Source organism: Pseudomonas saudiphocaensis (assembly GCF_000756775.1).
GTDB lineage: Bacteria > Pseudomonadota > Gammaproteobacteria > Pseudomonadales > Pseudomonadaceae > Stutzerimonas > Stutzerimonas saudiphocaensis.
The window spans coordinates 94,365-112,943 of sequence record NZ_CCSF01000001.1 but is presented as its reverse complement, the minus strand read 5'-3'; the positions used below and the strand labels follow the sequence as shown (position 1 = coordinate 112,943).

At 60.9% G+C, this 18,579-nt stretch carries 19 protein-coding genes; 3 read left to right on the top strand and 16 right to left on the bottom strand.

The genetic code is table 11. The features are described 5' to 3' along the window. Positions 1–11: 11 nt before the first annotated feature. Genes plsX through BN1079_RS00550 form a run of 3 tightly spaced genes read right to left on the bottom strand, consistent with a single transcriptional unit; the run spans position 12 to position 1,808 of the window. Positions 12–1,082, bottom strand: a complete 1,071-nt coding sequence (gene plsX / locus BN1079_RS00560) for a phosphate acyltransferase PlsX (RefSeq protein ID WP_037021569.1) — start codon at positions 1,080–1,082, stop codon at positions 12–14. Between the two features lie 3 nt (positions 1,083–1,085). Then, complete coding sequence (rpmF, locus tag BN1079_RS00555; RefSeq protein WP_037021568.1) at positions 1,086–1,268, bottom strand: 50S ribosomal protein L32; 183 nt, start codon at positions 1,266–1,268, stop codon at positions 1,086–1,088. Between the two features lie 12 nt (positions 1,269–1,280). After that, positions 1,281–1,808, bottom strand: coding sequence for a YceD family protein (locus BN1079_RS00550; protein ID WP_037021567.1), 528 nt, complete (start codon positions 1,806–1,808; stop codon positions 1,281–1,283). Between the two features lie 103 nt (positions 1,809–1,911). Between BN1079_RS00550 and BN1079_RS00545 the strand changes: the two genes are divergently transcribed. Then, positions 1,912–2,490, top strand: coding sequence for a Maf family protein (locus tag BN1079_RS00545; RefSeq protein ID WP_037021566.1), 579 nt, complete (start codon positions 1,912–1,914; stop codon positions 2,488–2,490). A 12-nt stretch (positions 2,491–2,502) separates the two neighbouring features. On the opposite strand, the gene BN1079_RS00540 is transcribed toward BN1079_RS00545, so the two are convergent. From BN1079_RS00540 to rluC, 3 genes are read right to left on the bottom strand one after another with little or no spacing between them, the layout of a single operon-like run. Further along, entirely contained in the window at positions 2,503–3,486 is a 984-nt protein-coding gene (locus BN1079_RS00540) for a S49 family peptidase (RefSeq protein ID WP_037021565.1), read from the bottom strand. Further along, the gene (locus BN1079_RS00535) at positions 3,476–4,162 is read right to left on the bottom strand and encodes an HAD-IA family hydrolase (RefSeq protein WP_037021564.1); all 687 of its coding nucleotides are present in this window, start codon (positions 4,160–4,162) and stop codon (positions 3,476–3,478) included. The genes BN1079_RS00540 and BN1079_RS00535 overlap by 11 nt, the downstream gene beginning before the upstream one ends. Then, complete coding sequence (gene rluC / locus BN1079_RS00530; RefSeq protein WP_037021563.1) at positions 4,155–5,108, bottom strand: 23S rRNA pseudouridine(955/2504/2580) synthase RluC; 954 nt, start codon at positions 5,106–5,108, stop codon at positions 4,155–4,157. The genes BN1079_RS00535 and rluC overlap by 8 nt, the downstream gene beginning before the upstream one ends. A gap of 555 nt (positions 5,109–5,663) precedes the next feature. Here rluC and rne point away from each other — a divergent pair. Next, positions 5,664–8,738 carry a ribonuclease E gene (rne, locus tag BN1079_RS00525; protein ID WP_197538848.1) on the top strand — a complete coding sequence of 1,025 codons (3,075 nt, stop codon included), beginning with the start codon at positions 5,664–5,666 and terminating at the stop codon, positions 8,736–8,738. A 392-nt stretch (positions 8,739–9,130) separates the two neighbouring features. Here rne and murB read toward each other — a convergent pair whose 3' ends face one another. From murB to BN1079_RS00485, 8 genes are all read right to left on the bottom strand, one after another. Then, the gene (gene murB, locus BN1079_RS00520) at positions 9,131–10,150 is read right to left on the bottom strand and encodes a UDP-N-acetylmuramate dehydrogenase (RefSeq protein WP_037021561.1); all 1,020 of its coding nucleotides are present in this window, start codon (positions 10,148–10,150) and stop codon (positions 9,131–9,133) included. Next, positions 10,147–10,611 carry a low molecular weight protein-tyrosine-phosphatase gene (locus tag BN1079_RS00515; protein WP_037021560.1) on the bottom strand — a complete coding sequence of 155 codons (465 nt, stop codon included), beginning with the start codon at positions 10,609–10,611 and terminating at the stop codon, positions 10,147–10,149. Before BN1079_RS00515 ends, murB begins: the two co-directional genes overlap by 4 nt. Before the next feature lie 2 nt (positions 10,612–10,613). After that, entirely contained in the window at positions 10,614–11,378 is a 765-nt protein-coding gene (kdsB, locus tag BN1079_RS00510; RefSeq protein WP_037021558.1) for a 3-deoxy-manno-octulosonate cytidylyltransferase, read from the bottom strand. Beyond that, on the bottom strand, positions 11,375–11,560 hold the full coding sequence (locus tag BN1079_RS00505) for a Trm112 family protein (protein ID WP_037021556.1): 186 nt from the start codon (positions 11,558–11,560) through the stop codon (positions 11,375–11,377). The genes kdsB and BN1079_RS00505 overlap by 4 nt, the downstream gene beginning before the upstream one ends. Positions 11,561–11,603: 43 nt before the next feature. Then, the gene (lpxK, locus tag BN1079_RS00500) at positions 11,604–12,608 is read right to left on the bottom strand and encodes a tetraacyldisaccharide 4'-kinase (RefSeq protein WP_037021554.1); all 1,005 of its coding nucleotides are present in this window, start codon (positions 12,606–12,608) and stop codon (positions 11,604–11,606) included. Further along, positions 12,608–13,033, bottom strand: coding sequence for an ExbD/TolR family protein (locus BN1079_RS00495; RefSeq protein WP_037021553.1), 426 nt, complete (start codon positions 13,031–13,033; stop codon positions 12,608–12,610). Before BN1079_RS00495 ends, lpxK begins: the two co-directional genes overlap by 1 nt. After that, complete coding sequence (locus BN1079_RS00490; RefSeq protein ID WP_037026529.1) at positions 13,030–13,662, bottom strand: MotA/TolQ/ExbB proton channel family protein; 633 nt, start codon at positions 13,660–13,662, stop codon at positions 13,030–13,032. Before BN1079_RS00490 ends, BN1079_RS00495 begins: the two co-directional genes overlap by 4 nt. A 71-nt stretch (positions 13,663–13,733) precedes the next feature. After that, positions 13,734–15,959 (bottom strand): DNA internalization-related competence protein ComEC/Rec2, encoded by a 2,226-nt coding sequence (locus BN1079_RS00485; protein WP_171819273.1) that lies wholly within the window; start codon positions 15,957–15,959, stop codon positions 13,734–13,736. Between the two features lie 153 nt (positions 15,960–16,112). Between BN1079_RS00485 and BN1079_RS00480 the strand changes: the two genes are divergently transcribed. Then, complete coding sequence (locus tag BN1079_RS00480) at positions 16,113–16,628, top strand: DUF2062 domain-containing protein (protein ID WP_037021551.1); 516 nt, start codon at positions 16,113–16,115, stop codon at positions 16,626–16,628. A 2-nt stretch (positions 16,629–16,630) separates the two neighbouring features. Here the strand turns inward: BN1079_RS00480 and BN1079_RS00475 are convergent, their stop codons facing one another. Then, the gene (locus BN1079_RS00475) at positions 16,631–17,878 is read right to left on the bottom strand and encodes a lipoprotein-releasing ABC transporter permease subunit (protein ID WP_037021549.1); all 1,248 of its coding nucleotides are present in this window, start codon (positions 17,876–17,878) and stop codon (positions 16,631–16,633) included. After that, positions 17,878–18,576 (bottom strand): lipoprotein-releasing ABC transporter ATP-binding protein LolD, encoded by a 699-nt coding sequence (gene lolD / locus BN1079_RS00470; RefSeq protein WP_037026527.1) that lies wholly within the window; start codon positions 18,574–18,576, stop codon positions 17,878–17,880. The genes BN1079_RS00475 and lolD overlap by 1 nt, the downstream gene beginning before the upstream one ends. Positions 18,577–18,579 lie beyond the last annotated feature (3 nt).

The window sequence follows — 18,579 nt, the reverse complement described above, 5'->3', positions numbered from 1 at the left end:
GCTTCGAATTCTCAGTTGGATGGCATGCCATCGACTGTAGTCACATCAATGCCACCATCAGTCGACTGATCGGTCGCAAGCAGACGCTCCAGTCGACTATGCAATTGCTCCGGCAAATTGTGTCGAACATCTTCCGCCGCGCGCCGGATGGCCGCACGAAAATCCTCTCTACCAGCGCTGCCGTGGCTTTTCACGACGATGCCCTGCAACCCCAGAAAGCTCGCACCATTGTATTGCGCGGGACTCATATCGGCGCGCAGCTGACGCAACAACGGTAACGCCAGCACACCCATCAGGCGCGAAAATAGCGAACGACGACACAATGCCTCGACACGTGACGAAACCAGTTGCGCCAGTCCTTCGGTCGACTTGAGCAGCGTATTGCCGACAAAACCGTCACAGACGACCACATCGGCCTCGCCGCGAAACAGCCCGTCACCCTCGATAAAACCACTGTAGTCGAGGTCGACCGCCTGCTGCAGCAGCACAGCGGCAGCCTTGACCTGCTGATTGCCTTTGATCGCTTCGATGCCCACGTTAAGCAGTGCCACTCGCGGCTGCGCAACGCCCAGACTTTGCGCCGCAACCGAACCCATCACACCGAACTGATAAAGCTGTTCGGCGGTGCAATCCACATTGGCACCCAAGTCGAGCAACAGGCAGGAACCCTTTCGTGTCGGCATGGCTGTCGCCATCGCCGGCCGATCGATGCCCGGCAGGGTTTTCAGCACGTGCCGGGCCAGCGCCATCAGCGCACCAGTATTGCCGGCACTGACGCACGCCTGAGCATGACCGTCGCGCACCAGCTCAAGGGCGACACGCATCGACGATCGGGGCTTGCCGCGCAGCGCCTGGGTCGGTCGCTCGTCCATCTCGACGACCTCATCGGCATCGACGATTTTCAGACGTGCAGAATCCACCCGCCCATATCGGGATATCAATTCTTCAAGGACGGAGGTTTGGCCGACGAGGGCCAGGTGCAGCGAGGGCGTTTCAGCCAGACAGTCGAGACTGGCCGGAACAATGCAGTGGGGACCGAAGTCCCCACCCATTGCATCGATCGCGATGATCGGAGCGGACAAGGCTTACTCGTCAGCGCCCTTGTCGATCACCTTGCGACCACGGTAGAAACCTTCCGGGGAAACGTGGTGACGCAGGTGAACTTCACCGGTGCTCTTTTCCACGGACAGGGCGTTCGGCACCAACGCGTCGTGGGAACGGCGCATATCGCGGGCGGAACGGGATTTTTTGTTCTGCTGAACAGCCATTGGGATCAACTCCTAAACGTTTGGGTCACGCTTTAACTGCGCCAGTACGCTGAACGGGTTGGACCGCGTTACCTCGTCCTCACTCGGCTCAGGCTCATCAGGCCCTGCCGGCGGCTGGCAAATTTCGATGTCATGGAGTGGAACAATCGGAAGAGCGAGCAAAAGCTCCTCTTCGACCAGCGCCAGCAGATCCAGAGGATCCTCTCCCACTTCCAGCACGTCATAGCCCTTGGGCAGGTGCTCGCTGCTCGAACCTTCATTCACAACGGCATAATCGCATTCGCTGTGAATCGGCAGAACAACCGGCTCCAGACAACGCTGGCAAATCATTGTGACCTCAACGTCCAGCTCACTATGGATAACCACGGTTCGCTGCTCGTCGCGCCCAAAGTCAAAACTGGCGCGCACCACACCCTTGTCGTCCTCGAGAGGTTCGACAAGCCGCTTGAGTTCCGACAACTGCAGCTCACCCTGGAGGGAGGCCGCTCGGTCAGCGAACTTGCGCGGGTCAACGTGCGGAGGTATTGGTCCTTTCAACATAAGCGCGGCATTCTAGGGATGCGCCCCACGGCTGTCAAAGGAATTCAGCTTCTCAAGCCTGCCCGACCGACGACAATCCACTACCTATATATAAGGAAGAAAAATGCGCCGCCTGCTTCTCGCCTCAAGCTCACCCTACCGACGCGAACTGCTTTCACGTCTGCGGCTGCCCTTCGACTGTCGTGCCCCGGAGATAGATGAAACCCCTCACCCAGATGAATCTCCGGAACAACTGGTACGCCGGCTTTCTCGCGAAAAGGCTCTGGCCCTGGCCGAAACACATCCGGACCATTTGATCATCGGCTCAGACCAGGCGGCCGTACTGGGCGACAGGATTATCGGCAAGCCGCATACATTGGAGCGTGCACGAGAGCAATTGTTGTCATGTAGCGGCAAGCGCCTGGACTTTCTTACCGGACTGACGCTGCTAGACACTCGCAAAGGAGCCGAGCAGGTAGACTGCCTGCGCTTCAGCGTTCATTTTCGCGATCTTAGCGAGGCGCAGATCGAACGCTATCTCATAGCCGAACAACCCTTTGACTGTGCCGGCAGTTTCAAGGCCGAAGGCCTGGGGATCAGCCTGTTCCGCGCCACCGAGGGCGAAGATGCCACCAGCCTGATTGGCTTACCGCTGATCAGGCTGGTAGAGATGCTCAACAGCGCAGGAATCGAAGTTCCTTGATGGCTGCATGACTCAGCGCAGAGTCGGCCCTTGCAACCCCATCCACAGGGCCATCTGAGTGCCAACAGCAGCCCCCAGCTTCTTGGTAAAGCGATCCAGCGGAGAATCCTTCACGGTGAAATCCACCAGGGTTTCTTCGCCAACCACCTCCCGCGCCACATAACTCGTACTGCCAAGCGCATCGACCAACCCTAGCTCCAGCGCCTGCTCGCCAGACCAGATCAGGCCGGAGAACAGCTCAGGATTGGCTTCAACCTGCAGCCGCTCGCCACGCCCCTGCTTGACGCTTTCAATGAACTGGCGGTGAGTGGTCGCCAGCACACTGCTCCAGAACTCGGTTTCTTCTGACTTCTGCGGCTGAAAGGGATCAAGGAATGCCTTGTGCTCGCCGGAGGTATACACCCGCCGCTCAACACCCAGCTTCTCCAGGGCGCCAACGAAACCGAAGGTAGCAGCGGTCACACCGATGGACCCCACCAGGCTCGACTTGTCGGCATAGATTTCATCGGCGGCACTGGCAATGTAATAGGCCCCCGAAGCGCCCAGATCGGTAATTACCGCGTAGACCTTGGTCTGCGGATACTCTCCGCGCAACCGGCGGATCTCATCGTAGACATAACCCGATTGCACCGGACTGCCACCAGGACTATTGATACGCAAGACCACCGCCCTGGTGGCAGAGTCCTCAAATGCCGCACGCAAGGCACCGATAATGTTGTCGGCGCTGGCCTGCTCTTGGTCAGCAATCATCCCGCGCACATTGATCACTGCGGTATGACCGCCGTCGGCATTTTTGCCGTCACCCATCTGCAGCAACGGAGAAAAAAGCGCCAGCACGACGAACAGATACACGAAGGTCAGCGACTTGAAGAAAATACCCCAGCGCCTGGCCCGGCGTTGCTCCTGAACACTTGCCAGCAGCGTCTTCTCCAGCAACTTCCAGCTGCTCCGCTCTTCCTTGCCCCCCTCGACCGGGGCTTTCCATTCATCCGACATATATACCTGCCTCAGCTGTCCCCACAGAGCGCAGCCACCGGCCGAGCTCGGAAAACTCATTTATTGCAAAACGCGGCGAATAAGCATGCAGCACCTCAGAGGGCTGCGCACCATAACCAACCGCAACACTGTCCACCCCGGCACGCCTGGCCATCTCCAGGTCGAACACCGAGTCGCCAATCATCAATGCCTGCTCGGGCTCAACCCGGCAGTGCGCCAGAATTTCCTGAATCATCAGAGGATGAGGCTTGCTGGCGGTTTCATCCGCACAGCGCGTCACATCAAAGAAATCTGTCAGCCCCTGACCTGCGAGCACCCTATCCAGCCCCTGCCGCCCCTTTCCAGTTGCCACGGCAAGCTGATGGCCCTGCTCGCGAAACTGCTGCAAGCCTTCGATGACCCCGGGATACAGCGCCGCAGGCTCGGCATCCAGGGCCAGATAGTGCGCAACATAAGCCTCCCTGAACGCCTCCGCGGTAATCGCATCGGTGAGATCCGGGTAGAGCGTTGCGATGGCTTCCGGCAAGGAAAGCCCGATGATGCCCTTGATGGCATTCTCATCAAGCACAGGCAGGTCACAGGAGGCAGCCGCTGCACAGACCGACTCGACGATTCGCCCGATGGAATCCATCAGAGTGCCGTCCCAATCGAAAATCAACAGGCTGTAATTACTCACCCAGGCGCTCCAACGTGCGCGCCCAGGTTTCGTCCACCGGCGCCTCCAGGCTCAGCTCGCCTCCATCGGGTAGCGTCACTCGCAATGCGCAAGCGTGCAGGAACAGACGCTTGCCACCCAGCTCGCGAATCAGCCCGGAAAATTCTTCATCGCCATATTTGTTGTCACCAGCGATGGCGTGTCCCGCATGGCGCGCATGCACCCGAATCTGGTGGGTACGCCCGGTAATCGGCCTGGCCTCGACCAGAGTGGCGAAATCGCCGAAGCGCCGCAGCACGCGAAACAGCGTCAACGCCTCCTTGCCCTCATCGGTTACCTCTACCATGCGCTCACCGGAACGCAGGGTATTTTTCAGCAAGGGGGCATTGACCTGCTTGGTACCGGTTTCCCAGCGACCGCGCACCAGCGCCATATAGCGCTTGTCGACACCATCGCCGCGCAGTGCCTGATGCAGATGGCGCAGCATGCTGCGCTTCTTGGCAATCATCAGCAGACCAGAGGTATCACGATCCAGACGATGCACCAGTTCCAGCTCTCTGGCGTCCGGGCGCAGCTGGCGCAAGGCTTCGATCACACCGAAGCTGAGCCCACTGCCACCATGCACGGCAATACCGGACGGCTTGTTGAGCACAATCAGGGCATTGTCTTCATAGACGATGGCTGCTTCCAGACGATCGAGCAGACCCTGCGCCAGCGGCACATCCTCGTCACGCTCAGCCATTCGAAGCGGTGGCACACGCACCACATCGCCGGCCTGAAGTTTGTACTCCGGCTTGATCCGCCCCTTATTGACCCGCACCTCACCCTTACGCAGGATGCGGTAGATCAATGTCTTGGGCACACCCTTGAGCTGGGTGCGAAGAAAGTTATCGATGCGCTGGCCGGCAAGCTCCGGCGAGACCTCAAGCATTTGCACGCCAGTGGTCTGGGAAGGGGTATTGGTCATTGGCGAATGGTATCAATTTTCATGCAATTGAAGCACTTAAACATTACTGTTATAGTCAGGCACGCCGCTAAAACGGCCAGGTCCGAGGATGCATCTAAACCAGCCATCCCTGACCGCAACATGTTTGAGGACGTGAGGCCGTCCGACGCACCCTCTCTCCAGTAGCGACGAGGTTGCGAAACAAGCCTAGAAGACATGATGCGTGCCCCCTCTTTTGGGCAATCGCGATAATCGAAACCCGCTCCCTGGATTCTGCGAGCGGCACCCGATTTTCAACGTATGCGTGTTGGGTCGAGATGCACAGCACCGGATTGCGTAGCAAAGGCTTACACAGACGTTTCATTCCGTCCGCTACCGGTGCCTGATTCCTCCTCCCTTAAGCATTGCTGCTGTGTTACAGCAAGCAGGAGACGTCGTCGCGACGCCGGCCCAACTGGCCTCACATCGCTGGACACTGGAGTGCCTGACAAGCCCTCCTGACGCACCTGACACCGACTGCGAGAGTCGTGTGTGCCGAACGCCGTTTCCGGATGCCACGGAAACCGACGGTACTACATGAAAAGAATGCTGATTAACGCAACCCAACCTGAAGAGTTGCGTGTTGCACTGGTCGACGGCCAGCGACTGTTCGACCTGGATATCGAATCCGGAGCGCGCGAACAGAAAAAAGCCAATATCTATAAAGGCAAGATCACTCGCGTCGAAGCCAGCCTTGAAGCCGCTTTCGTCGATTTCGGCGCCGAGCGCCACGGCTTCCTGCCACTCAAGGAAATCTCCCGCGAATACTTCTCCAAAGCCCCTGAAGGCCGCGTCAACATCAAGGAAGTCCTGAAAGAAGGCCAGGAAGTCATCGTCCAGGTTGAAAAGGAAGAGCGTGGCAACAAGGGCGCAGCCCTGACCACCTTCATCAGCCTGGCTGGCCGCTACCTTGTACTGATGCCCAACAACCCACGCGCAGGCGGCATCTCGCGACGCATCGAAGGCGAAGAGCGCAACGAACTGCGTGAAGCCCTGAATGGCATCAACGTACCGGCCGACATGGGCCTGATCGTGCGTACCGCAGGCCTTGGTCGCTCCAGCGAAGAACTGCAGTGGGACCTCGATTACCTGGTACAGCTCTGGAGCGCCGTCAAGGAAGCCTCCCAGGACCGCCCTGCTCCATTCCTGATCTACCAGGAATCCAATGTCATCATCCGCGCCATTCGTGACTACCTGCGCCAGGACATCGGCGAAGTACTGATCGACAGCATCGACGCCCAGGAAGAGGCCCTGAGCTTCATCCAGCAGGTGATGCCGCAGTACGCCAGCAAGATCAAGCTGTATGAAGACAGCGTGCCGCTGTTCAACCGTTTCCAGATCGAAAGCCAGATCGAGACCGCCTTCCAGCGTGAAGTGAAGCTGCCCTCCGGCGGCTCCATCGTCATCGATCCGACCGAAGCGCTGGTGTCCATCGACATCAACTCGGCACGCGCCACCAAGGGCTGCGATATCGAGGAAACCGCCCTGCAGACCAACCTCGAAGCCGCCGAGGAAATCGCTCGTCAGCTGCGTCTGCGCGACATCGGCGGTCTAATCGTCATCGACTTCATCGACATGACGCCGGCAAAAAATCAGCGCGCCGTGGAAGAAAAGGTCCGCGAAGCGCTGGAAGCCGATCGCGCGCGCATTCAGGTAGGTCGCATTTCTCGCTTTGGCCTGCTGGAAATGTCTCGCCAGCGCCTGCGTCCGTCACTGGGCGAAACCAGCGGTATCGTCTGCCCACGCTGCAAGGGTCAGGGCGTCATCCGTGACGTTGAGTCGCTGTCGCTGGCCATCCTGCGCCTGATCGAAGAGGAAGCCCTGAAGGATCGCACCGCCGAGATCCGTGCGCGCGTGCCGTTCCAAGTGGCGGCCTTCTTGCTCAACGAAAAGCGCAACGCCATCACCAAAATCGAACTGCGTACCCGCGCACGTATCTTTATCCTTCCGGATGACCATCTGGAAACGCCACATTTCGAAGTTCAGCGCCTACGCGATGACAGCCCGGAAATCATTGCCGGCCAGGCCAGCTATGAGATGAGCCCGACTGAAGTCGAAGAAACTCAGCCGGTCAGCTCGACCCGCACCCTGGTACGCCAGGAAGCGGCAGTGAAAACTGCACCACAGCGTACGGCGCCTGCCCCTACAGCCAGCCCTGCGCCCGCCGCTCCCGTAGCGTCAGCAGCAGCTCAGGAGCCAAGCCTGTTCAAAGGCCTGGTCAAATCCCTGGTCGGTCTGTTTGCCGGGAAGCAGGAAGAACCCGCCGTCGAAGTTGAGAAGAAGCAGCCTTCGAGCAATCGCCCACAGCGCAACGATGAGCGCCGCAGCGGTCGCCAGCAGAATCGCCGCCGTGACTCGCGCGGTGCTCGCGACGAAGAGCGCAAGCCTCGGGAAGAGCGCGCACCGCGCGAAGAGCGTCAGCCACGGGAAGAGCGTCAACCGCGCCCGCCACGTGAAGAGCGTAAGCCACGCGAGCCGCGCGAAACGCAAGAGACCAACAGCGAGAGCAATTCGCAGCAGCCACGTCGCGAACGCGCACCGCGCGAAGAGCGTCAGCCACGGGAAGAGCGCAAGCGCGAGCTGCGTGCACCGATCGATGAGAACGATCAGGCCACCCCGGCAGTGAGCGAAGAGAGCACCGAGCGCAAACCGCGCCCGCCGCGCGAAGAGCGCAAGCCTCGCGCAGAGCAAGTTGTCAACGAGGAAGCTCTGCAGCAGAACGAAGAAGTCCAGGAAGGCGCTAGCGACGACCAGGATTCAACCGAAGGCGGCGATCGTCCACGTCGGCGCTCCCGTGGTCAGCGCCGTCGCAGCAACCGCCGTGACCGCCAGCGCGATGCCAACGGCAATGAGATCGAGGGCGAAAACGAAGCAGAGATCGCAAACGTCAGCGAAAGTAATGCTCCTGTTAAATCCGAGCAGGTAGCCATCGCCGCAAACGTTGCAGCTCTGGCAGCTGAAACTGCTGAAACTGCTGAAACTGCTGAAACTGTGACTGAAGCACCATCGGCGCCTGCAGTCGAGACCGAAGCGGTCACCCAGGAAGCTACGCCTGCGCCTGTTGAAGCTGTCGAGGCCAAGCCGGAAGTAGTGGTCGAAGCGCCTGCTCAAGTCGCAGCAGAAGCACAAGAAGCACCTACTGCCGAGGCTAAGCCCCTCACAGCAGAACCGGAGCCGGTTGCCGTTAGCCCTGTTGTAGATCAGCCCGCCGCTGTTGTCGCCGAGCCTGCGCCAGCCGTGGCAGCTCAACCCGCGGTTCGGACATCGAGCCTGACGCCTTCGGGTCGCGCGCCCAACGACCCACGAGAAGTGCGTCGCCGTCGCCGCGAAGAAGAGCGCCTGGCCAAGGAGGCCGCGGAGAAAGCCGCTGCCGAGGCACAGGCCGCTGCGGAGCAACCTCTGGCCAGCCCGGAGATCGTTGCTGCTGATCCTGCAGAGCAGCCCCAAGTCGAGCCTTCGCTGGAAGCTCCGGTAAACCGTGTGGAGAACACTGTTTCCGAGCCGGCTGAACAGCCGCTGGGCGAGGTTGAAAAACCCGCCAGCGCACCGGCGCCTGCAGGCGAAGAGGAAAAAGGCAGCGAGCCTGAAAGCGATGAGAATCGCCAGGGCTGATACATGCCGCTGACAGGGATGCCTTGCATCCCACCTCAAAACAAAACCCCGCCTTAGTGCGGGGTTTTGTTTTTTATATATCGGACAATCCGCTTAACGGCTCGGTTTATCGAGCAAAGACTGGCAATGGACCAGGCCCCGCATTGGTCATTTCATGGCAAGTGGCTGTTTTCTACAAAAAGCAACGTCCGCCGGTGCACCTGGCACTGACTTTCACATTCACTTTGTGGGCCTCCGCAACCTGAAACAGCCTGATCTCTCAGCCGCAGGTTTTCCTGATCCGACGTACTGCTGAACGAGATCCTGGAAGATGGCTTCTATCCGAAGATACGGGAGATGGTTCTGGCGAGAGCCTTAGGCCTCGGCAAGAGCGACTATCCCGGCCCGAACGCCTAGATAACGTTCGGCTCGATTTCCAGCTCCACCCCAAAGCGGGCGGCGATATCCGCCTGTATACGCTGCGCCAGCATCAGGATCTGGCGACCACTGGCTTCACCGTGATTGACCAGAACCAGGGCCTGCAGGCCATGCACAGCGGCATCGCCTTCACGATAGCCCTTCCAGCCAGCCTGCTCGATCAGCCAACCGGCAGCGAGCTTGATCCGGCCATCGGTCTGGGGATAGGCCACCAGCCCGGGATACCGCTGGCGCAACTCGTCGGCCTGTACCGGCGATACCAGAGGGTTTTTGAAGAAACTGCCAGCATTACCCAACACCTGCGGATCGGGCAGTTTCTCCCGGCGAATCGCACACACCGCCTCGCTAACGTCGCGGGGTGTCGGCTGCTCCACACCCATCTGCTGCAGACGCTGACGCAGAGGGCCATATTCCAGCCGCAGGCTCGCTGTGCGCTGCAACGCGAAACGCACCCGCAGGATGATGAAACGCCCGCCCTGCTGCTTGAACAGACTGTCGCGATAAGCGAAGGCGCAAGTCGCTGCATCAAATTCACAAAGCTTGCCCGTGGTGCGATCAAGTGCGGTCAAACCGGCGAAAACATCACTGATCTCCACTCCATAGGCGCCGACATTCTGGATCGGCGCAGCTCCAACGGTTCCGGGAATCAGGCTCAGATTTTCCAGCCCCGCCAGGCCCAGCTCCAGACTATGCAATACAAAGGGGTGCCATGGCTCACCGGCCTCAACCTCAAGCACCACCTGCTGGCCATCGTCGGCCAGCAGCCGAATGCCCCGGCTGTTCAGGCGCAGCACCAACGCCTCAACGTCCTGGGTCAGCAAAAGGTTACTGCCCCCGCCGAGCACGCGCAGGGGCAAGCCCAGACGCTGCGCAGCCGCCAGCGCCTCGCGCACCTCGTTGTCGTCATGGGCTTCGGTGAAGTAGCGCGCACAAGCATCAACAGCGAACGTGTTGAACGCCCGGAGCGAGCGATTTTCCTCAATTAGCAGGCTCAAAGGCGTGCCTTGATTTCGTTCAGCAACGCGGCGCTGGCCTGCTCGACGAGATCCAGCACATCTTCGAAGCCTTCATCACCACCGTAGTAAGGGTCAGGCACGGCATCGCGGGGCAAACCGTAGCGCTTGAGAAACAGATCCAGCTCGGCGCGGGCATTGGTCGGCTGCATCTGCCGCAGGTGCGCCAGGTTGTCATGGTCCATGGCCAGAATCAGATCGAAATCGTGGAAGTCATCGACACTCACCTGGCGCGCGCGCAATGGCTCAAGATCATAGCCACGGCGGCTGGCGAACTGACAACTGCGGCTATCCGGCGATTTACCTCGATGCCAGTCAGCCGTACCGGCGGAGTCGATATGAATCCGTTGCTCGAGGCCGGCCGCCTGGGCCTGATGCCGAAATACCGCCTCGGCGGTGGGTGAACGGCAGATATTGCCCAGGCAAACAAACAGAACCTTCACGCTCATGCTCCCAACAGACCGCGGACACGCTGTAGATCTTCAGCTGTATCAACCCCGGCCGGCGGCGCTTCGATGGCATCGGCCACATGAATCCGCTGGCCGTGCCAAAGCGCACGCAGCTGCTCCAGGCACTCGGTACTCTCCAGCCAGCAGGGTCCCCAGGCTACGAAGTCGGCGAGAAAGCCTGCCCGGTAGGCATAGATTCCAATATGACGGCGATAGGGCACGCCGGCCGGAAGCGCAGCACGGTCCCGCGCGAAGTCGTCCCGCGCCCAAGGCAATGGCGCACGGCTGAAGGTCAGCGCCAAGCCATTGATGTCGCTGAGCACCTTGACCACATTGGGGTTGAACAAGGCCTGGGCATCATCAAGCGGCTCGGCCAGAGTAGCGATAGAGGCTTCCGGGTGCGCCGCCAGGTTCGCCGCCACCTGGTCGATCACGGCCGGCGGAATCATCGGCTCGTCACCCTGTACGTTGACCACGATGGCATCCGCCTCAAGACCCAGAGCTGCCGCAACTTCGGCCAGGCGGTCGGTTCCGGATTCGTGATCGGGCCGGGTCAGCAGCACTTCCGCTCCGAACTCGGCGCAGGCGGTGACGATCCGCGAATCATCGGTCGCCACTACCACTCGCTGCGCCGCGCTTTTACATGCCTGCTCCCAGACATGGCGAATCATCGGTTTGCCGGCAATATCCTGAAGGGGTTTGCCCGGCAGGCGGGTGGAGGCATAGCGCGCCGGAATCACTACGACGAAAGCTGGTTTCATTTATCGAGCCGCTCGTCCACATCCAGGGTGCGAGCTTCGCCTTCAAGCATCACCGGGATGCCGTCGCGTACCGGGAAGGCCATGGCATCGACCTTGCAAATCAGTTCGGATTTGTCGTCAGCCAGCTTCAGCGGGCCTTTGCACAACGGGCAGGCAAGAATATCGAGCAGTTTGGTATCCATGGGCGGTCCTTGGATGCAGCCGAGCACGACGTCAGCGCGCGGCTTAGGAAGATTGGGGCAGCAAGCGATCGAGCTGGGTATCGAACCAGGTCACGAAGGCTGCGGACGGCTCGGCCTGGACCTGCAGATAACTCCAACCCGGCAACGCGAATGCCCGGCATTTGACCGCATCCTTCTCGGTCATGACCACTGGCAGCTCCGGACTGAAACTCAGCTGCTCCAGGTCATAGCGGGCATGATCGACGAAGGGATGCGGAATCGGTCGCCAGTGTAGCGCCTCAAGCGTAGTGAAGAAACGCTGTGGGTTGCCGATGCCAGCCACCGCGTGCAACTGCTGCTCCGGCGGAAAGTGATCCAGTGGCCAGGCGTCGCCGCTGACCAGCTCGATCAGCCGCGATGGCTGTAGGGTGAAGCCATAACCTTCAGCGCTGTCGACGTCGGAGCCGTTGAACAGCACGGCATCTACGGACTGCAATCTGTCGGCAGGCTCACGCAAAGGACCGGCCGGCAGGCAGCGCTGGTTGCCAAGCCTGCGCGCAGCGTCAATCAATACCAGCTCCAAGTCACGGGCAAGCCGGTAATGCTGCAGGCCATCATCGGACAGGACCAGATCCAGCGGCTCGCTTTCGAGGAGTGCGCGAACGGCACGCGCACGATCCGGATCGATCACCAGCGGCACTCCGGTGCGCTGCACGATCAACAACGGCTCGTCGCCCGCCTCCGCCGCCGAATCTTTGGGCAGCACACGCCAGGGATATGAAGGGGGTCGAGCGCCGTAGCCACGGCTGACCACGCCGACCTTCAACCCACGCCGGCGGCAGTGTTCGATCAGCCAGAGAATCAGTGGCGTCTTGCCGGTGCCGCCGACCGTGATATTGCCCACCACGATGACCGGCACCGGCGCTCGATAGCTATCGCTATCACCGGCGAGAAACCTCCGGCGTTTAGCCATGACCACATGCCGGTAGAGGGCTTCCAGCGGAGCGAGCAAGGACAGAGCGGGATGCCCTTCATACCAGGCGCGCTGCAGGCGATTGACGAATGCCATCAGGGTTCCGGCTGAGCCTCGACAGTAGTGATGCGCAATTGAGCGAAGCCGAGCTTGCCGGCAGCGTCCATGGCCGTGACCACCGCCTGGTGCGGTGCCTTGCCGTCCGCACTGATGACCAGCGGCAGGCTGGTGTCACCAGCCGACTCCTTGCTAAGAGCGGCCATCAAAGTCTTGAGGTCATGACTGATCAGCGGATTGCCGTTGAGGCTGAAATGCCCCTCGACATCGACCAGCACCTCCAACTGCCGGGTTTCAGCCTGCGGCGGCGTGCCGCTGGCGGCTTCCGGCAGCTCGACCCTGAGCTGGGTCTCGCGAGTGAAAGTGGTGGTGACCACGAAGAACAGCAGCAGGATAAACACCACATCGATCAGCGGCGCCAGGCCAATCTCGACGTTCTCCCGTGCCTTGCGCCGGAACTTCACGCCTTGCCCTCACCCAGCTCGACATCACGGTCGCCCTGTACCACCTCGACCAGCTTGATGGCCTCCTGCTCCATGCCGACAACCAGTTCCTCGACCCGACGAGTCAGGAACCGGTGGAAGAACAGTGCCGGAATCGCCACTATCAATCCCGCCGCCGTGGTAATCAGCGCCTTGGAGATGCCGGAAGCAAGCAAGGCGGCATTGGACATGCCCGAACCCATGAAGGCACTGAAGATCTCGATCATGCCCAGCACCGTGCCAAGCAGGCCAAGCAGCGGCGCAATACCTGCAATGGTGCCGAGGGCGTTCAGGTAGCGTTCCAGATCATGAATCACCCGTGCTGCCGCTTCCTCGATGCACTCCTTCATAATTTCGCGGCCATGTTTCGAGTTGGCCAGCCCCGCCGCCAGAATTTCACCGAGCGGCGAGCCGGCACGCAGCTCCTTGAGCTTCTGGTTGCTCAGCTTCTTGTCCTTGATCCACTTCCATACCTGCCCAAGCAGGTGTGGAGGTGTCACGCGACTCGGCCGCAGGGTCCACAAGCGCTCGGCGACGATGCCTGCCGCTGCGATGGAACACAAAATGATGGGCAGCATGATCCAGCCACCCGCTTTGACAAGCTCCCACACGAGATGCATCCCCCTCGAAAAAGTGGCGCAACTCTAGCATAGGAGCGGCGACCCGCCGACGGCGCCGGTTCTCATTTTTCCCGCCAGAATCGTCGCTCGCTACGCAAGCCCAGAGCCGGCTCGAAACGGCCAAGGCGAATTCTGATGGCGCCCCGCTCGGCGGTGTCATGAAGTGAGATACCCGAATCCTGCAAACGCCGTAGTACATCTGGATGTGGGTGGCCGAATGCGTTGTGCAGGCTACGGGAAACCAGCGCATCCCTAGCGCCAACTGCCTCGATAAAAGAGGCTGAAGATGAGCTGCGACTACCGTGGTGCGGCAGCAATAGCCAGTGCGCCGAAATCTCCAGGTTACTGGCCTGCAATGCCCATTCGGTAGGCTTGTCAATATCACCGGTCAGCAGCAGACGTTCTCCATTAGCCTCAACCAGCAGCACACAAGACGCCTGGTTACCGTTGCGTGCTCCGGACCATTGCCAAAGGGTGAAACGCACGCCATCCCACTCCCAGTGCTCGCCTGAGCGGCAGCTTTCCGCCTGTAGCGATGCCGGCAACCTCTGCGGCTCACCGCTGATGACCCGTGGCGCCAGCATATATCGCTGGACTGCCTCGGCGCCGCCAGCATGATCGTTGTCGGCATGGCTAAGCAGCAACAGGTTCAGATCCCGCAGCCCGAGCGCCCGCATTGAGGGATATACCACCCGCTCGCCGACATCGAAATCACCGTAACGCGGCCCAGCATCGTAGAGCAGTGCATGCTCGCGAGTTCGCACCAGGACCGCCAGCCCCTGGCCGACGTCCAGCACCCATATCTCGGCCTGACCGACAGGCGGCTTATCGACAGGTGGAAAAAGCAAGGGCGTCAGCAGTATCAAGCCAAAGGCCCGGAAGGGTATGCCTGCAGGCAGCAGAAGCAGCAACATGCCCAAGGTCACCAACAGCCAGCACCACAGCGGCAGGTCTGTAGCGAACCAGGCAGGCTGCCAGGCGGCCAGCACTTCCAGTAGGGCGAATAGCGCCACAAGCAGGCTGCCGGCGATCCACAGTAACCACTCACCAATTGCAGGCAGCCACAAGAGCGCTGTGCCCAGCAACGACAGCGGCACGATCAGCGCCCCCACCAGCGGCACTGCGAAAAGGTTGCCCAGCGGCCCGCTGATACTCACCGGCAGGCCCAGCGCCAGAAGCGCCGGCAACAGCCCCAGGGCCATACACCACTGCGCGCGCCCAAGGGCGTACCACCCGTTCCAGATGCCGAGGCGGCCACGAAAGATCAGGACCAGCAGCGCCACGGCCGCAAACGACAGCCAGAAACCTGACTGCAGGCTCACCAGCGGCTCTATCAACAGCACGGTGTCAAAAGCTGCCAACAGGGGCAACCAAACGCCGAGATGACGAAAACGCAGGCGCCAGAGCAGCACCAGTGCAACCATCAGGCAGGCTCGCTGGACCGGCACCTCGAAACCTGCCAGCCAACCGTAGCCAAGCGCACCCAGCAACGCGAGCGCGCAGGCGCAGGGCAACCATGGCAGGCGTGCCGGCCACAGCCCCCAGCGCGCCAACAGCAGCACCAGGCCATAGAGCAAGCCGGCTAGCATGCTCACATGCTGACCGGAAATCACCATCAGGTGGATGGTCCCGGTGTCCTGCAGGATGCGCCAGTCTGCGCTAGTCAGCCCACTGGCATCGCCCACCACCAGCGCTGCGATGGCACCCGCGCGGCCCTGCGCATCAACCGCCAGCAGACGCTGCCGCAATTGGTCGCGCCAGGCCTGCAGACCTGCGGCAGCAGCTACCCGCTCACCGGCCTTGACCGTACCGTTGGCGCCGATCCGCCCGACCAGCAGCCAGGCTTCATAATCGAAGGAATGAGGATTGACCAAGCCTCGTGGACGCTTCAGCTTGGCTGCCACTCGCCAGCGTTCTCCGGCCTCTAGCGGCGGCCCGCCGTACCAGGCGAGGCGCACGCGTGAAGGGAGACCGGCATGCCGAGAGGAAATATCAACCAGTTCGAAGCGCACCACGCCATCACGGGTGTCCGGCAAGCCGACCACCCGCCCTTCCAGCCAGAAGGTTCGCCCGTCCAGTTCTTTCGGCAGCCGATCATCCAGCGCCCACTGCGCGCTTAGGCAGGCCCAGGCAAGACCGAAAAAGAAGAACGCCAGCATGCGGCAGCGTGTTGGCAACATCGCCAGGCCGACCACAAGCATGACCGGCAGCGACCACATGGGTGGCAGTTGCGGTAGAAAACGCAGCAGCAATAAGCCTGCTGCCAGCGCCAGCATCGCCGTACGCATTGCATCTCCCGGAATCCTTTCCACAGGGATGAAACGAGCCGAAAGTGCTCGGCCGTTCGGCGCTGCAGTTTATACCTATTGTCACAAACTCTTGGCAGGAGCTGTTCCCGTTTGAGGCATAATCACCAAGCTTAAGCCCGCCAGAGAATCTCCATGCCGCGTCGTTTTTTCAAGCGCTACATGCCGCATCCAGATCGGATAAAAGGCAACAAATCGCTGCGATTTCTGGGCGAGCTGATTCACGACCCCAACCTCTGGCACCTCAACCGCCATTCAGTCTCTCGCGCCATGGGTATTGGACTTTTCTGGGCCATGCTGCCCATTCCCATGCAGATGCTCGCATCAGCCGCTTGCGCTCTGCCCGCACGCGCCAACCTGCCAATCGCGGTCGGCCTGGTCTGGCTGACCAACCCGATAACGATGCCGCCAGTGTTCTACTGCAACTACAAACTCGGCACCTGGCTGATGGACACACCCGCAGTGAGCATGCCCGATGAGCTGACCCTGAGCTGGGTGACCGAACTGCTGCGAAGCCAATGGCAACCGCTGTACCTCGGCTCCCTCGTAGCGGCCGTGATACTGGCCGTGCTTGGCTATGGCGCCACCCAGGCTTACTGGCGCTGGTGGGTTGGCCGCAGCTGGCGCAGGCGCCAGCAGGATCGCCGGTAGCCTTATTCGTAACGCAATGCCTCGGCAGGCTGCGTCTGCGCGGCACGCCAAGCCGGGTAAAGAGTCGCCAGGAAGCTCAGCAGCAGCGCCGCAGTCGTCACCAGAAGCACATCTCCCAGGCGCAGCTCGGATGGCAAGGTGCTGATGAAGTACACATCGGAGCTGAACACGTGCTGCCCCGACACTTTCTCCAGCCAGCCCACCAGGGCACTGACGTTCAAGGCTCCCAGAACGCCCAACAGGGTTCCGATCAGGGTGCCAATTAGACCGATGATGCTGCCCTGCACCATGAAGATGGCCATGATCTGACGTGGCGTTGCCCCCAGCGTGCGCAGAATGGCGATATCGGCGCGCTTGTCGGCCACCACCATGATCAGGGTGGCGATGATATTGAACGCCGCCACTGCCACAATTAGCAGCAACAGCAGGCCGATCATGGTCTTTTCCATCTTCATCGCACTGAACAGACTGCCCTGGGTCAGTGACCAGTCCTCGCTCCGAAAGCCCTCGCCCTGTTGCGCGACCAGCTCGGCGGCTATCTCCGGCGCCCGGTAGAGATCGTTCAGGCGCACCCGCACACCTTCTACCTGCTCCGGCTGCCAGCGCAGAATACCTGCCGCATCGACGCGATGGATAATCGCCAGGCTGCCATCAAGCTCGGCACCCACCCTGAACACTCCAACCACGTTCAGGCGCTGCATGCGTGGCGTTACACCACCAGGCGTGTCGCTGATCTCAGGCACGATCACCGTCAGTTTGTCGCCCAATTTCAGGCCGAACCGACGTGCCGTCATCAGGCCGATGATTACCCCGGCCTCGCCCGGCTTGAGGTCCTCGAGACGGCCTGCAACCATCTTGTCGGCAAGGGTCGAAACACCCGCTTCGGCCTGGGGATCTATGCCGTTGATTTCCACCGGCTGCATGCTGCCCCGAAAAGACAACATCCCTTCAAGCTGGGTAATGGGCGCAGCTCCAAGTACAGCCGGATGTGCCACAACACTTTCGGCAACCCTGGACCAATCATCCAGTGGCTGCCCGTCACCCTTGACCACGGCGTGGGGCACCATGCCGAGGATCCGCTCGCTCATTTCGCGCTGAAAGCCGTTCATCACCGACAGCACCATGATCATCGCCAGCACACCCAGCGACAGTCCGATCATCGAGGTCAGCGATATGAACGAGATGAAATGGTTGCGACGCTTGGCTCGCGTGTAGCGGCTGCCGATGAAAATGCTGAGTGGCCTGAACATCAGCTAGCCACCAGCCGGCCATCTTCCAGGCGTAGGATGTGGTCCATCTGCGCCGCCAGCTGCGGGTCATGAGTCACCACGAGAAAGGCTGTGCGCAGCGAAGTGCTCAGTTCCAGCATCAAGTCCTGAATGCCCTGCGCAGTGTGGTGATCGAGGTTGCCGGTAGGCTCGTCAAGCAGCACCAGTGCCGGGCGATTGGCCAACGCGCGTGCTATCGCCACACGCTGGCGCTCGCCGCCGGACAATTCGGCCGGTTTGTGCGCCAGCCGATGTCCCAGGCCTACCCGCTGCAGCAGCTCAGTGGCGCGCGCACGGGCTTCGGGAATTGGCGTCTTGCTGATCAACAGCGGCATGCAGACGTTTTCCAGCGCGGTGAACTCGGCCAGCAGATGGTGAAACTGGTAGACGAAACCCAACGCGCGGTTGCGCAGCAAACCACGCTCCTTCTCGCTCAGCGCGGACAGCTCCTCGCCGGCCAGCCAGACACTGCCCTCGCTGGGCGTATCCAGTCCGCCGAGCAGGTTCAGCAGCGTGCTCTTGCCCGAGCCTGAGCTACCGACGATGGCTACGCGCTGGCCGGGGTACAGCTCCAGCTGCAGACCGCTGAGCACGCTTACCGACTCCGGGCCCTGCTCGTAGCGCTTGCCCAGGTCACGGCAGCTGAGTACCGCAGCGCCCAGCGACGACTTCTCATTCATAAT

Coding starts and splice junctions, on each gene's coding strand:
- rne (WP_197538848.1), top strand. CDS start 5,664: ATGAAAAGAATGCTGATTAACGCAACCCAACCTGAAGAGTTGCGTGTT.
- BN1079_RS00545 (WP_037021566.1), top strand. CDS start 1,912: ATGCGCCGCCTGCTTCTCGCCTCAAGCTCACCCTACCGACGCGAACTG.
- BN1079_RS00485 (WP_171819273.1), bottom strand. CDS start 15,959: ATGCGTACGGCGATGCTGGCGCTGGCAGCAGGCTTATTGCTGCTGCGT.
- lpxK (WP_037021554.1), bottom strand. CDS start 12,608: ATGGCATTCGTCAATCGCCTGCAGCGCGCCTGGTATGAAGGGCATCCC.
- rluC (WP_037021563.1), bottom strand. CDS start 5,108: ATGACCAATACCCCTTCCCAGACCACTGGCGTGCAAATGCTTGAGGTC.
- BN1079_RS00540 (WP_037021565.1), bottom strand. CDS start 3,486: ATGTCGGATGAATGGAAAGCCCCGGTCGAGGGGGGCAAGGAAGAGCGG.
- kdsB (WP_037021558.1), bottom strand. CDS start 11,378: ATGAAACCAGCTTTCGTCGTAGTGATTCCGGCGCGCTATGCCTCCACC.
- rpmF (WP_037021568.1), bottom strand. CDS start 1,268: ATGGCTGTTCAGCAGAACAAAAAATCCCGTTCCGCCCGCGATATGCGC.
- BN1079_RS00505 (WP_037021556.1), bottom strand. CDS start 11,560: ATGGATACCAAACTGCTCGATATTCTTGCCTGCCCGTTGTGCAAAGGC.
- BN1079_RS00550 (WP_037021567.1), bottom strand. CDS start 1,808: ATGTTGAAAGGACCAATACCTCCGCACGTTGACCCGCGCAAGTTCGCT.
- BN1079_RS00480 (WP_037021551.1), top strand. CDS start 16,113: ATGCCGCGTCGTTTTTTCAAGCGCTACATGCCGCATCCAGATCGGATA.
- BN1079_RS00475 (WP_037021549.1), bottom strand. CDS start 17,878: ATGTTCAGGCCACTCAGCATTTTCATCGGCAGCCGCTACACGCGAGCC.
- lolD (WP_037026527.1), bottom strand. CDS start 18,576: ATGAATGAGAAGTCGTCGCTGGGCGCTGCGGTACTCAGCTGCCGTGAC.